Below are 14,460 nucleotides of genomic sequence, written 5' to 3'. Positions count from 1 at the left end.
ATATAAATAACTAATCATGCCACAAAATGAAATGCGAAAATCAGGTGTTAAAATGCATAAAACATATCTGCTGGAAAATATCGATGAAATACATACAACTGAAATGGGTATTGGAAGAGTGCAAAAAAATTTACAAATAACATCCGAACCCGTCAGTTATTGCATTTCAAAACTTAAACAAGAAGATTCAAAAGTAACTAAAAAAGGAAAAAATTATTATGTCAAAGCTGATAATTGTATAATAACCATTAATTCAAGCAGTTTTACAATAATAACTGCCCATAAAAACTAATTTTTTAAAATAAAAAAAGAAGAGATGAAAAATCTCTTTAAATTTAATCCATGTCTTCGAATCTGGATTCTAGTTTTTTCATTACACCAGGTAATGAAGTGTATTCCATTTCTTCAGCAGGTAATCTGTGAGGTTCAAATGGACCGTGTCTTCTGAGATAAGTTGCAATTTTAGCAGCTTGTTCACGAGTAGGATCAAATGCTGGATCATCAAATAAGTCTACAGGACCTATTAATTCCCCGTTAGATACTTGGAAACCTAAACCAACCACTCTAGGAGGACCATCGAATCTGATTGGGTTTGCTTCTGCTTCAGATACAGGCATCATTGGACCATTGTGAGATCCTCTCATCCATCCACTTACGATGTGTGGGAATGCAAATGGATCTACGCATTCACCATTAGCAGGAAAACCGGATTGTGCTCTTACAATACATACTGGGTCGTCTTTACCAACATATTCTCCAGCCATTAAGTTTAACCTTTCAGTACTTACTGCAGCAGCAATTTCACCATTTTTCTTCCATACTCTTTTAATTACATATCTGCCAGTAGAACCAATCAATGCGAGTAAATCATACATTTCTTCAGGACAGTTTAAGATAACTTTTTTGTGTTCAATTACATCGAATACTTCAAATTTAAAACCGTCGTGTAATTTAGGATCAATTACTAAACCTGCAGTGTTGAATGGATCTGCGAATATTCTGAATACTGGTAAATTAAATGCACCGGGTTCAGTTTTATCACAACAGAATACAAGTACAGGATCAGAAGGTCTTTCTTCAAATTCAATTTCTGCTACACCAGGACCCATACCTTTGATGTTTCCAGAGAAAGTATCAGTTAATAAATCCTGACCTGCACCGTATAATTTTAATTCACGTGCTCTTTCAGTAGCTTTCATGAATGCAGTATATGCAGTTTTATGAACTTCTTCATTTTCTTCCCCTTTATCATGGGTCATGATTAAATCAATGTCATCTCCACAACGGGAGATATAGTAATCTTTTATAATACCTGCTTCTAAAGCTTCATTTAAAACTTCATCACAAATATCAATTAATTCTGGGTGTGCTACACAGTGTCCAGACACACTTCCAATATCAGCTTTAATTACACTAACAGTAGTTTTCATTTTAATAACCTCGATTAGTAAATTATTATTTACTATACATTTATTATTTCTATGTAGTATAGTATTTAATTATTATGTTTAATAAAAAAAGAAGAGATTGAAATTAATCAAATCTTACAATATTTCTAAAAGCTTTTTCAATTTCTTCATCCTGATTCATATCTTCACAAGCTAATTTAACACGTTCTAAATCTGCCTGTGTTTCAGGATATCTAGGAACCGCACTACATCCACCATCATCAATTTTAGAGATTTCAAAAGTGCCAATTTTTTTAGCAATTTGAGTAATCTCTTCTTTATCCAAACCAATTAATGGAGATAGAATTGGCATGTCAACACCATATCTAGTAGCTAAAATATTTGATAATGTTTGTGAAGCCACTTGACCTACGCTACTTCCATCAACAATAGCATCTGCTCCAAGTTTCAAAGCTAATTTCTCTGCAATATGATACATTCCAGATTTACATAAAACACAAGTCATTTTTTCAGGAGCCTTATCCTTAGCAGCTTGCAGATATTCCCCATAATGAACAACTCGTTTTTTAATAGGAGAACCTTTTGCATAAATATTTAACTGATCAACTAATGCATCAAAAAGTTCACTAGCTTTTGGAGTTGTAAATGGTGAATTGTCACAATTTAGTGCAATAACTTCACAACCTCTCTTCATCATCAAATAAGCAGCGACAGGAGAGTCAATTCCGCTTGAAAGCAATGCAACAACTTTTCCTTGTGTTCCTAATGGAAGACCACCAGGTCCTTTAATTTTTTCATGGAAAATAAAAGCATTATTATCTCTAATCTCAACAAATATTGTTAAATCAGGATTTGTTAAGTCAACTGGAGCTAAAACAACATTTCTCACAACCCCACCACAGTGAGCAGCCATTTCCTGTGATGAAAAATCATGTTTTCCAACACGACGACATTTAATAGCAAATTTTGTATTTTCATCAATTAAATCTTCTGAAATTAAATCCCCAACATATTTAGTTAATGTTTCATCAATACCTTCATAAGTAGCAGTAGTAGATGTGGCTGGAGAATAAGATACAACACCGAATACTCTGTTCAATTTTTTTACACCATCTTCAAAATCTTTTGGATGAATATAAATTCTTCCTTGATTTCTATCAACTTCACAATCAAAAGTAGCTTTAATATTTTTAACTAGCTTTCTTTCAAAACGTGACCTGATTTTTGGACTTTTAACACCAATTTCACCATATCTGGCAATAATTAAATCATAATTCATTTATACAACTCTTTTAATTAGTACACGCTGAAAAAATAGTAATCCCTTCAATACTAGTTTTTTAAAATATAACAGCAAGCATATTTTTTTAATTTATACATTAATAAAACTTTTCAACAACAACTCTTTCAAAAACTTGTATGACAATTAATTTTTCGATTAAAATATTCATTTAAATTTTGGCCCTTTCAAAAATTTGTGTGATTTGATTTTTTGGTAGTTTTTGGGTTGTGAAATTTTTTTCTTATTTTAATATATCCCCCAAAAAATCTAAGATTAATTTTTGAAACTGATTAAACTTACTTCAATTCAAAAACAAAGAAAAATTTGTATTAAAAAAATTACTTTTGACTGACACTATTTACTTCAAAAAAATTAACGACCCAAAACAAAAATATCCAATCAACAAACAATAAAAAATCAAAAACATAATTCAAAAAATATTCCCAAAACACATAAAAAAAGACAATGAAACACCATAAGGACTTTTAAAAAGATTCATACTATCATTGGAACATAAAAAACAAAAAATCACACAACTTTTTAAAAAAGTCCATAAAAAAGTAAATATGGTTTTTTGTTTGAAATAAAAGTACTATTATCAAATTATAACAATTTTAAAAATAATCTATTGGAATGGGAGTTCTAACTCATAAAAGAAAAAAATGGTAGATGAATGTTGGGTTCATCTATTTTAAGGTTATTTTGACTTTTTTGTTTAAGCTGTTGTAGTATTTGCTTCCTGCAAACTTAATGTAAGCATTGTATTTGCCTTTTTTAGTTAGTTTTGTAATTTTAAATGTGGCTATTCCTTTGCTGTTGGTGTATGCTTTGTATGTTTTTCCTTTGATTTTTAATGTGACTTTGGTCTTTTTCATGACTTTACCTACATTGTTTTTTAAGGTTATTGTGTATTTTTTGGTTTTTAATGATTTTTTAAATGTTTTTGCTTTAGCTGTTAGTTTAAGAGTTGCTTTTTTAACAATTACTTTAGCATTAGCTGAAGATTTAATATGTGTATCATCACCAGCATAATTTACAGTAGCAGTATATTTTTTAGGTAAAAGAGTGCTTATTTTTAAAGTAGCCTGACCTTTAGCATTAGTTATTTTATTATATGTTTTACCATTGATTTTAATTGTAACTTTCTGATTAGCTAAAACTTCACCATTGGAATCTTTTAAAGTAGCAGTCAAATACTTACCTGCATTATAAAATGTAGTCACACTAGAAACATAGAGTTTAGTTGAAACTTTAGGAATTGTGAAATTAAAGCTAGCAGTGTTATTGGAAGCTAAATAAGATTCACTACCAGTGAAATTTGCACTAACAGTAACTTCATCAGTTAAATCAGAAATAGTGATAGTGCCATTTGCATCACTAACGCCACTCATATTCACACCATTAACAGTATAACTAACATTAACACCACTAACAGCATTACCTTCAGCATCTCTAAGAGTAATAACTACAACCCCTCTTTGAGAAGAAGAAATACTCATATTAGTAGCAACAGCAACAACCTTAAGTTTAGTAGCATTTACATAAAAATGACCATCAACCTCAGTAGTACCTAAAGCAACATCACCATCATAAGTACAATCCTCAATAACAATAGCATCATCAAAATTAGTCTTAGAATCAACTACACCATTAAACTTACAATTACTGAAAGTACAATTCCTAAATGAAATACTGTCATCCTCAAAATAGCCAGTACTATTGCGATAAACAATTGAATCAGCAGTAATATTCTCAAAAACACAATCAGTAAAATTCAAAGCACCATATTCAAATAAAGTGATTATTCTATCGTCAACAACATCTTTAAAAACACAATTATCAAAATTTATTAAATATGTATTTGCATATCCATTTTCCACAGCATGTTCTTTTAAAACACTATTTAAATTTATATCAGCAGATATTGAAATTGGTTTAATAAATGTACAATTAATAAAATTGGTGTTCCTACCATAATCCTTACCAGAAACTGTTAAATTAATAAAAATACATGTATAAGTAGTTTCTTCTCCACATGAAATAAGGTCAACAATAGTATTTGCTCCTTGACCAATTATAGTTAAATTTTTAGGATGAGTAATAGCACCGTTTGTTCTATAACTATATTCACCATCTGCAAGATAAATTTTTCCACCATCACATATGTTAAATATTGCACTTGATAAAGCAAAAATTCCTCCATAAGCAGTTTCCCAATTGTGACCATCAATATTTGGATCTTCATCACAGTCCTTATCAGAATTACTATCTACATATATTACATTAGGAGCATTTTTTAAAATATTTTCAGATAAATTACTCATTAACAAATGCTCTTTATTTGATTTAAGAATCAAATTATTGTTATTAAGTGTTACAGGATTAATAAATACGTTATTAGTCCCTAAATTAGTCTGATAACAATTAATAAATGTATTGTTTTCAAATGTGTAATTTCCACTTATTTCAACTGTATCGGATGTAGTTAAAGTGTGATTGTAGAAAGTATTATTGTATACTTTTAAGTTTGGAATACCTGCAGTAATATTTTCAAATGCTTGACTGAAAGCAGATATTGCTTGACCATTTTTTGCAACATTGGCTATGAAAGTTGAGTCATGCACATTTAATGCCCCACTATTCAAAGCAGTAATTGCACCACCATTTCCATTAGTATTACAGTTTTCATTTTCTTCAAAAGTACAGTTCACTATTGTAATATCATAGTTTCCACTCCACCATCTTGAAGCACCTATAGCTCCACCACCAATATTTGTGTGACATTTATTTCTTTTAAAAATGGAATTATATACCTTTAATGTACTGTAGGTATATAATGCTCCACCATTCCATCCTGCGACATTACCTTCAAAAAGACTGTTATTTATTATAGTTTGTGCATTGTAATGAGTGTGAATTGCACCTGCCCACCAAGTAGCAGTATTATTAATAAATTCTGAATTATCAACATTTAAAATACCACAATTATTAATAGCACCAGGTTCTACACTAGCAGAGTTATTAATAAATGTACAATGATTTACATTCATAACAACCCCTGTATAAGTTCCAGATTTATAATTACTTACAACACCATAACCTGCAGATGAATTAATAACGTTACAATTAGTTAAATTCATTGTTCCATCTGTGTTATAGATTACTGCATTATGACCAGTTCCAGCAGTAATATTATAAAAATTACAATTTTCTAAAACATTTGTTCCTGCTAAACTTAAAAGATAATCAACATTCATATTCTTAAAAGTGACATTTATGAAAGTTATGGTGAGAGCAGAATTTGTATTAAGAAAAGGAGTTTTAGTATAAGATCCAGTAGTTATGTAATTATTTGGAGAACCAATAATTGTAGCACCATTATTAAACTTTATTTGACTATCAGTAGCGTAACTATCCCCAGTTAAAGTTATAATATAATCAGTGCCAATAACTCCAGCATATTGTGATAATTTACTCCATGTTGCTGCATTAACATTAACTCCCCTATCAGTTAACATGGTTGTTTTTTCAACATCTTGATTTTCAACTATTCCCTTATCACTATCTGAATCATCAGATACAGTTTCATCAACTGCATCTTCAACAGAAACAGTATTCACATCATCTATTGAAGAATCCGCAGTTATGGTTTCATTAATATCTTCAGCTGCACTTACTGCCCCAAGACAGCAAATAAGCACTAAAAATAATAGTAAAACTAAAATCTTATTTTTTAGTTTCATTTAAAAATTTCCTCCATTAACGTATTTATTTTATAAAGACTTTGATTTTAGTTAAAAGAAATTGTTCTTAAATTTGTTTATCAATACAACAAACTCATAAACATTCGATGTTATGTTTTTCTTTTTACTAAATCATAAAAACCTGAATAAGACTTTTTTATATTTTTTTAATTATAAATTAGTAAATTATAACTAAATTTTTATCAATATTATCTTATTCAATTATTATATTTTAGAATTCAATAATATAAATGTATTTAAAAAGGAGCTCTTTCAAAAACTTGTGTGATTTTTTTGTTTTCATTTTTTATGTTCCAATAATTTAGTTTTAGCATGAATCGGCTTAAAAAACCCAATTTTATTTTCATTGTTCTTTTTATGTGTTTTGGGAATACTTTTTGGAATATATTTTCGATTTTTATTGTTCGTGGATGGAAAATATTCGTGTTTTCAAGGTGGTTCGTTAATTTTTTAAAGTAAAGGAATGATAAATTTCCACAATATTTTGTTTGTGAAGTTGTTTTGAGATTATTTTTTTATCCAATCAACATGCCACGTAGTTTATTTTTTAGCATCATTAAGTATTTCTGCATCTAATATTTTTATAAAATGTCTTGTTTTAAATCTGTTAAGATTTCTTTTTCATCATCTGTTAGTTGATTCCTATTGAAATAGTCTTTAAATCTTTTGTTTATGTTTTGTTTTACATGAAATTTGCAGAAAAAATGATGTTTTTTACTTTTAATTTTATCTAATTGCTTCTCAATATTTCATGTTTTAAATCCTGTCCCTATGGATATTTTCTTTTGATTTCTATAGTGATTCGTTTAAAAATTGATAAAATAGTCTTGGAATCCTCTGATTCAACTAAATTTGACTGAAACTAAAAGTATTCAATTTAACATCAAATAATGCTAAAAATATAATTCCAAATTCAAATTGATTTTGACCCAAAGACTGTCAAATAAGTAATAACCAGAATAAGTCCAATTTTCAATGGTTAAAATTGGATAATTTAGATGCTAATAATTATGTTTTCTATGCTTTGATATGTGAGATTTCGATGTTGTGTTGATTTTTTTAAGTCAAATCGTATTTTTTATGGAGTACATGCTCCATTAAATTTGGTACAAATTCTCAAATACCATCAACAACAGGCAAATGTAATAATTAGAATTAGGATAAAAAAAGTGAAGATAAAATCCGTGATAAAAAGACTTTTACCGCATTTTTTGCATTTTATATTTTTTGAATAGTACATGTTTGTTCTCCTAATTCATGAAAAAATTAGTTTTCTTTCGTAAGTTTTTCCATTTTTAACAAGTATTTTTTTTTGACTTACAATTTGGACAAATACTAATTCTATTTTTTCAAAAATAAGTTCCACCCCTTTTTTTCGGTCTAATAGATTATCAGCAATATTTTCACAACCAAATCGAGAAATATCATCAGATTCAGAAAACTCCAGAATAAAATCTGGAAGTTTATGCTCTTTTAACTCCATACATTCATAATGGAGTTTTCATATTTGTATTTAACATGTGAATATATTAGTTCCACATAATATCTTAATTTTACTACTTTTAAATTAAAAATAAAGAAAAAAATAGAACAAAAAAAATTCGTGATTCAAAAACTAATGAAAATTCAAATAACACAAGTTTTTTTAAAGAAACATGAATCAATTAATTTTTAAATAATACCTTCATAAAATAAAAAAAGGATAATTTTTATCCTTTGATTAACCCAATTGCTGTTTGAATAGCTTCATTCATTTTATCTGTGTTTTTACCAGCACCTTGTGCTAATGTTAAACGACCTCCACCGCCACCACCCAATATACTAGCTGCAGACTTGATAACATTATTAATTTTAATTCCATTATCAATTGCATTTTGAGAAGCTGCACCAACGATTTTACCATCATTGTTTCCCATAATAACTACATCTGCCTTTCCATTATCCGTAAAGTCAGTAGCTATTTTTTGAAGTTCTTTAAAGTCCGCTTCCATCAATTCAGATACAACTTTCAATCCATTGATTTCTTCATAATCCTCAGCTAAAGAATTCATTTTTAAAGAAGCAATTTGAGTTTTTAACCTGTCAATTTCATTTTTCTGTGCTTTCCATTCACTAAAGAACCTATCACATGTTTTTGGGAGTTGTTCGTTGTCAACTTTAAATATTGATGAGCTTTCCCTTAAAAGTTCATTATCATGCTGCATGGAATCAATTGCTGCAAGACCTGCTGAGAAATCAATTCTTTCCACACCATCTTGAACTCTTTCAGTTTTATTAATTTTAATTGGTCCAACTACACCAGTTCTTAAAACATGAGTGCCTGCACAAGCTTGAACATCAACACCAGGAATTTTAACAACACGAATCATTTTACCCGGAACAATACCACCCTGGTAAAGTACGAATCCATATAATTCTTGTGCTTCATCTCTTGTGTGGAACTGAATATCCAGATCAATATTTTCCATTACATATTCATTAGCTAATTTCTCAATTTCATTTAATTCCTCTTGAGTAATACGCCTGTAATGAGATAAATCAATACGTGCCCTTGTAAGACCATTTTGAGATCCTGCTTGCCAGATATGCTGACCCAACACTTTTCTTGCAGCTGCAATAACTAAGTGAGTTCCTGTGTGGTGACGTGCAAGTGTTATTCTCCTATCCCAATCAATTTTACCCAAGATCGTTTTGCCGACAATATCCTGTGAAACTTCATCTACATGATGTAACACCACATCATCGACTTTTTCAGCATGACTTACTTTTAACACATTTCCATCAATTGAAATTTCACCCATATCAGAAGGTTGACCTCCTCCTTCAGGATAGAATATGGTCTTATCAAAGATTAAACATTGTTTTCCATCCTTTTCAAGCACGCCTAAAACTTCCGCTTCAAATTCTTGTTGGTAGAAATATTTATAGAATAACAACTCAGTTTCAGGAAAATCTACTTTGAAAGTGGATTTTTTACTAGAATTATCTTTTTCATGAGCTCCCGCCACTTGTGTAAAGAAATTGTCTGGAACATTAACAACAAAATCATCTCCTGCGATTTCAACAACTGTTTCAGGAGGAATTCCATGAGCATCATATAAATCTATTAGCAAATTAAGAGGCATTTCGTTTTTGCCTTCTTTTTTGAGTCTTTTAATGGATCTTTTAACAATACTTTTGCCTTTTTTAACAGTGGCGGAATATCTTTCTTCTTCCAGAGAAATAATATTCATGATGTGCTGTTCTGAATCGCGAATTTCAGGGTAGAATTTAGATAAAAAATCAAGCTGTATTGCCATAATATCTGCAAGAGATTCTTTCATGTTCAAATCTTTCATGAACCTAATTGTTCTCCTTAAAACTAACCTTGCAAGATAACCTTCTTTTACATTAGATGGAATAATACCGTCAGCAATCATGAACGCAAGACAACGAGTGTGATCAGCAATAATATAAATTGCCTCCATCGGTTCAGCTATTTCTAAATAATCATTTAATGAAAGACCTAAACTGTCTGCAACTTGTTGGCGAAGATCTTTTAAGTCCCCTATATCTTCAATATCCATCATTCCAGCTATTTGGGCATTTTTTCCTTGAATATCTTCATTAATTTCAACACCAGTTAATTCCATTAATTTATCAACAACAGGCGCGAAACATGCATCATAGGCTGTTGGAGTTCCTTGAGAAATCCATGCAATTCTTTCAAGACCGTAACCTGTATCCACAACTTTAATAGGAATTTCTTTTTTAGATCCATCGTCTAAAGTTTCATATTGAATGAAAACAAGTGTTGCAAGCTCTACACCTCTACAACATACTTCATAACAAGGTCCCTCATTACCTCCACCAGACCACCAGGATTTAATGAAAGTAATTTCTTCTGTATTAATCCCAATTGACTTGAAAAATTCATGACAAAGCCTAATAGTTTCATCTTCCCAGTAAATAAAATCATCTTCAGTATTTATAACAGTATGGGAACCCATGGTAAAACAAGTCATGTGACGACCAGTCCTTCCAACATTATCAACATCGTTTAACCTAATAGAAGGCTGGGCGATTTCCAATGGATTTGCAGGAGGTTTAACAAGTCCTGAAGTAATCCATGGTTGGAAGCAAAAGATAGATGCTCCAACTAAAAATACATCATCTCTCCATCTTTTTGCTAAAACAGGATATCTATCAATAGCTGTGTGGCCTTCGCTTTCTAAAAATTCTTTAAAAACTTTTTGGATTTCATACAAATTATATGGTTTATCAGTAGCAGGATTTGCAATAAAACCATACTCATCACATGGAGCATCACCACAAGTGTCTCTATCCACTTGAGAGTAAAACTCTTGTCCACAAGTTTTACAAGTTTGTAGTTTATAACCAAGTTTTTCAAAAATTTCTACCATATTAATCATTTTAAATTATTTATTAGTATAAACTATGAATTTTGATAAATAAATAATTAGTGAAAAATGTTATGTGAAAAGTAAATTTTAAAAAAATTAATTCAATTAAACCAATGAAAATATCAAACATGATTATTTGATATTAAAAAAAATCATGTCAAGCAAGAATTGAAAAACAGTTAATTTAAATTATATTATATAAAAATAAGCATTATTTGAAATTAAAACAAGAAATAAAAAAGAAAGGTGATAGATTTAAAAATCTATCCGAAGAGAGCGCCTAATCCAGCTGCTGCTTCTTCTTCAGAAGCTTCTTCTTCCTCTTCTTCTTCCTCTTCTTCTTCAGCTGCTTCAGCTGCTGCAGGAGCTGCAGCAGGAGCTGCTGCTGCCATAGCAGTAGTTTCCATAGCTTCATCAATGTCAACATCTTCTAAAGCTGCAATTAAAGCTTTGATTCTAGCATCTTCAGCTTCAATTCCTGCTGCTTCGATAATACTTTTAACATTTTCTTCGTTAATCTCTTTTTCTGCACTGTGTAAAATCATTGCCGCATATATGTATTCCATGTTATCACCATTAATTTTTTAAAGTGTTAGTTTATTAAATAATAAAAATTTTAATTAATTAATTTAACCGAAGAGAGCTCCTAACCCAGCTGCTGCTTCTTCTTCACTACTTTCTTCTTCCTCTTCTTCCTCTTCTTCAACAACTTCTTCAATTACTGGAGCAGCTGCTACAGCAACATTAGAAAGTTTTTCAGCTAATTCATCATCAATAGCACCGGGTGCATCAGCAACTTCAGATGCAATAGCTAACATTTTAGCTTGAGCTAAACCAAGGATTGGTTCAGCAGTTTCGGAAGTCATAATTGCTCCTGCAACACCAACATTAATAGCTCTAGTGTATGCGAGAGTAATAATAGTGGAAATAGTTTCATCAGTAGGGATTGCTGCGTTTACAGATAAATTAAATGCATTTCTGAATGCATTTTGAACGTCAGCTAATGTTTGTTCTTCGTCGATTGCAAGTATGTCGGAAGTATAAATTGCTTCATCTTCATATACTGCTTTTAAATCAATTCCCACTTCCATAGGATTAATATCCATTCTAGATAAAGTTGCTGCCACTTGTTTAGAAACTTCTTCACCTGCTTTTACAACGACTGTTTCTTTTTGTACGCAAATTTTACCTTTATCAATTTTTGCAGGAATTCCAACTTGTTGTAATTCACCTAAGAAAGGACCTGGTTCAAAACCTGTGTCTCCTTCAGGTACAATAATATCATCAGAAGCAATGGTTCCTGGTTTGGCAGGAGCAGAAGTTTTGCTGTCTTCTAATATTTTGTATAATTTGAAAGGATTCATTTCAGTAGCAATAAGTGCAACTTGTCCTTCCATATGTTCAGATAAATCAACAATATTGTTTTTATCAGCATTACAATCTTCAAGAGCTAAATCAATAAGATTTATTTTAGACATTCTGATAACAGCTTTGCCATTAAGAGATTTTCTCATTTCTTGGAGCTGTTTAGCAGGAATGTTCATTAAATCAACAATACCAATTACTTCGTGTTGATTAATGATTTCTTTAATCTCTTGGACTTCTTCCTTTTTCCATTCTGCAACATGAGCCATTAGATCACCCTCACTACTGGTCCCATAGTTGTTTTAATAAACATGGACTTGATTTGACTTCTTCCTTTTTCTAAATTGCGGTCTAAGACTGTAAGAACAGTTTCCACATTCTCAGCTATATCCTCGTCTGACATGTCTTGGCTTCCAACAACAATTTGAATACTTGGTTGCTGTTTTACACCAACTTTGACAGTGTTCTGTAATCTTTCTAAGAGAGGAGCTAATTTAATACTTGCAGGCACTGGTTTTGGCATTTTACCACGAGGACCAAGTACTGGACCTAAGAACCTACCAACAAGTGGCATCATATCAGCTTGAGCCACTAAGAAATCAACAGAGTTTGCCATTTTTTTAGCAGATTTCCTGTCTTTTCCAAAAGCTTCTAAATCTCCTTTATTAATTACAGTGTCAAGACCAGCATCTTTAGCTTGAACAATGAGTTCCCCATCAGCAATGACTCCAATTTTAACATCTTTGCCACGGCCGTTAGGAAGAGTAACTTCCTCATTAAACCTATTTTCTGGTTTTTTGACATCTAAGTCACGGATATTAATAATAATATCTACGGACTCAGTGAAGTTTCTCGGCTTAGATTGTTCTTTTGCCTCCTTCACCGCGTTAATTACATCTTGTGTCATATTAATCCCCCATGAACATTTTCTGTTCATTGGATATTTTTTTGGTTTCATGAGTATCGATTACAAGAAAAAAATTCTTCAACGATTGCATGAATTAAAAACAGTATATCCATTATAATCATGATTATAATATCATATACACTGTATTTATTAACTTAATTTAAATTTAACAAAATAATATCTGTTATAATAAGATATCATCATATTTTCCAGCATCAACATCTTTTTGTGCTTCTCTTGGGTCTTTACCATCAACAGATAATCCCATACTAACACAGGTTCCCATAACTTCTTTGATACCTGATTTATAATCATTAGCAAGTAATGAATCAAATTTCATTCTTGTAATTTTAAATGCAGCTTCGATTGGTAAGTCATTTACAATATCTAAACCTGGTTCATGAGAAGCCTTTTCGATGCCTAACTCTTCCATGATAAGAGCAGTTGTAGGTGGAGTACCGATTTCAATTTCAAAATCTTTAGTATCTCTGTCAACGATGACTTTAACAGGTACTTTCATTCCTGCAAAATCAGCGCTTTTCTTATTAATTTCTTCAACTACTTGCATCATGTTAATACCGAGAGGTCCTAAAGCCGGACCTAATGGTGGACCAGGAGTAGCAGTTCCACCTTCGATAAGAACTTCGACTGTATCTTTAGCCATCAGTCAGCCTCCTTTTGAATTATTCTAATTTGATCAGCTTTAACAGTAACTGGAATTGGTACTGCAGCCTCTATTAACTCAAGAACGACTTCTTCACGTGATTCATCAATACGAACCACTTTTGCTCTTTCTCCTTTGAAAGGACCAGAAATAAGTTCAACAATACTTCCTTTTTGAATAGAGGAAATAATAGGTTCTGGTTTTAAGAATCTTTTTACTTCTTCAAAAGTAATTGTAGCATCTCCACCAACAACCCCTCTTAAATGTTGTACTTTTAAATCAGGGTTTCTGAGATCTATCTTTGTTGAAGATTCGACTAAAATATACCCTTTTAAAGATTCTGGAACAAGAATTGAGGAAATGCCTATACCATCTATAGTTCTAGCTTTACGTGCCAAAAGCCTAGCAACATTTCTTTCTTGACCTGCGGATGTTTTAAGAGCATATATGGAACTATTAGTATCTTCCATAAAAAATTCACCTATTTTTAAAATTTTTTCTTGTTAATAAAATCATACATTAAGTTAAAAATATTATAAAAGCTCTAATTTTCAAGAAGGAAAATATCTCGAAAATAAGAATTCTATAATATAAATAATTATATAAATTATAGTATTTAAAAGTTTTTAAAAAAATGATAATTTTAAATAAAACAAAATATTACAA

11 protein-coding genes are annotated in these 14,460 nt (G+C 30.8%); 1 reads left to right on the top strand and 10 read right to left on the bottom strand.

From position 1 onward, the window contains the following. The first annotated feature begins 52 nt into the window (after window positions 1-52). Window positions 53-292, top strand: coding sequence for a DUF3781 domain-containing protein (locus tag EDC42_RS03340; RefSeq protein ID WP_083234882.1), 240 nt, complete (start codon window positions 53-55; stop codon window positions 290-292). A gap of 43 nt (window positions 293-335) precedes the next feature. On the opposite strand, the gene fbp is transcribed toward EDC42_RS03340, so the two are convergent. From fbp to EDC42_RS03290, 10 genes are all read right to left on the bottom strand, one after another. Then, window positions 336-1,430 carry a fructose-1,6-bisphosphate aldolase/phosphatase gene (gene fbp / locus EDC42_RS03335; protein WP_069575123.1) on the bottom strand — a complete coding sequence of 365 codons (1,095 nt, stop codon included), beginning with the start codon at window positions 1,428-1,430 and terminating at the stop codon, window positions 336-338. 103 nt (window positions 1,431-1,533) lie between these two features. Beyond that, window positions 1,534-2,688, bottom strand: a complete 1,155-nt coding sequence (gene thiI, locus EDC42_RS03330) for a tRNA uracil 4-sulfurtransferase ThiI (RefSeq protein ID WP_069575122.1) — start codon at window positions 2,686-2,688, stop codon at window positions 1,534-1,536. Window positions 2,689-3,377: 689 nt separating this feature from the next. Beyond that, window positions 3,378-6,434 carry an Ig-like domain repeat protein gene (locus tag EDC42_RS03325; protein ID WP_069575121.1) on the bottom strand — a complete coding sequence of 1,019 codons (3,057 nt, stop codon included), beginning with the start codon at window positions 6,432-6,434 and terminating at the stop codon, window positions 3,378-3,380. Window positions 6,435-7,710: 1,276 nt separating this feature from the next. Further along, window positions 7,711-7,938 carry a hypothetical protein gene (locus EDC42_RS09595; RefSeq protein WP_123833385.1) on the bottom strand — a complete coding sequence of 76 codons (228 nt, stop codon included), beginning with the start codon at window positions 7,936-7,938 and terminating at the stop codon, window positions 7,711-7,713. Window positions 7,939-8,164: 226 nt separating this feature from the next. Beyond that, a complete protein-coding gene (gene alaS / locus EDC42_RS03315) occupies window positions 8,165-10,867 on the bottom strand; it encodes an alanine--tRNA ligase (RefSeq protein ID WP_069575120.1) in 2,703 nt (900 codons plus the stop codon). Between the two features lie 254 nt (window positions 10,868-11,121). Continuing rightward, window positions 11,122-11,424 (bottom strand): 50S ribosomal protein P1, encoded by a 303-nt coding sequence (gene rpl12p, locus EDC42_RS03310; RefSeq protein ID WP_069575119.1) that lies wholly within the window; start codon window positions 11,422-11,424, stop codon window positions 11,122-11,124. 63 nt (window positions 11,425-11,487) lie between these two features. After that, the gene (locus EDC42_RS03305) at window positions 11,488-12,492 is read right to left on the bottom strand and encodes a 50S ribosomal protein L10 (RefSeq protein WP_069575118.1); all 1,005 of its coding nucleotides are present in this window, start codon (window positions 12,490-12,492) and stop codon (window positions 11,488-11,490) included. Next, on the bottom strand, window positions 12,492-13,130 hold the full coding sequence (locus EDC42_RS03300; RefSeq protein ID WP_069575117.1) for a 50S ribosomal protein L1: 639 nt from the start codon (window positions 13,128-13,130) through the stop codon (window positions 12,492-12,494). The genes EDC42_RS03305 and EDC42_RS03300 overlap by 1 nt, the downstream gene beginning before the upstream one ends. Window positions 13,131-13,314: 184 nt before the next feature. Next, window positions 13,315-13,794 (bottom strand): 50S ribosomal protein L11, encoded by a 480-nt coding sequence (locus tag EDC42_RS03295; protein ID WP_069575116.1) that lies wholly within the window; start codon window positions 13,792-13,794, stop codon window positions 13,315-13,317. Beyond that, window positions 13,794-14,264, bottom strand: a complete 471-nt coding sequence (locus EDC42_RS03290; protein WP_069575115.1) for a transcription elongation factor Spt5 — start codon at window positions 14,262-14,264, stop codon at window positions 13,794-13,796. Before EDC42_RS03290 ends, EDC42_RS03295 begins: the two co-directional genes overlap by 1 nt. Window positions 14,265-14,460 lie beyond the last annotated feature (196 nt).

This window comes from Methanobrevibacter gottschalkii DSM 11977, assembly GCF_003814835.1.
GTDB classification, from domain to species: Archaea; Methanobacteriota; Methanobacteria; order Methanobacteriales; family Methanobacteriaceae; genus Methanocatella; species Methanocatella gottschalkii.
Note: the sequence above shows the minus strand (reverse complement) of the source record. Positions and strands in the feature narration are given on the sequence as shown.

Excerpts from the sequence above, each read along its gene's own strand:
- alaS (WP_069575120.1), bottom strand. The coding sequence starts at position 10,867 with ATGATTAATATGGTAGAAATTTTTGAAAAACTTGGTTATAAACTACAA.
- EDC42_RS03300 (WP_069575117.1), bottom strand. The coding sequence starts at position 13,130 with ATGACACAAGATGTAATTAACGCGGTGAAGGAGGCAAAAGAACAATCT.
- EDC42_RS03290 (WP_069575115.1), bottom strand. The coding sequence starts at position 14,264 with ATGGAAGATACTAATAGTTCCATATATGCTCTTAAAACATCCGCAGGT.
- EDC42_RS03340 (WP_083234882.1), top strand. The coding sequence starts at position 53 with ATGCATAAAACATATCTGCTGGAAAATATCGATGAAATACATACAACT.
- rpl12p (WP_069575119.1), bottom strand. The coding sequence starts at position 11,424 with ATGGAATACATATATGCGGCAATGATTTTACACAGTGCAGAAAAAGAG.
- EDC42_RS09595 (WP_123833385.1), bottom strand. The coding sequence starts at position 7,938 with ATGGAGTTAAAAGAGCATAAACTTCCAGATTTTATTCTGGAGTTTTCT.
- fbp (WP_069575123.1), bottom strand. The coding sequence starts at position 1,430 with ATGAAAACTACTGTTAGTGTAATTAAAGCTGATATTGGAAGTGTGTCT.
- thiI (WP_069575122.1), bottom strand. The coding sequence starts at position 2,688 with ATGAATTATGATTTAATTATTGCCAGATATGGTGAAATTGGTGTTAAA.
- EDC42_RS03325 (WP_069575121.1), bottom strand. The coding sequence starts at position 6,434 with ATGAAACTAAAAAATAAGATTTTAGTTTTACTATTATTTTTAGTGCTT.
- EDC42_RS03305 (WP_069575118.1), bottom strand. The coding sequence starts at position 12,492 with ATGGCTCATGTTGCAGAATGGAAAAAGGAAGAAGTCCAAGAGATTAAA.
- EDC42_RS03295 (WP_069575116.1), bottom strand. The coding sequence starts at position 13,794 with ATGGCTAAAGATACAGTCGAAGTTCTTATCGAAGGTGGAACTGCTACT.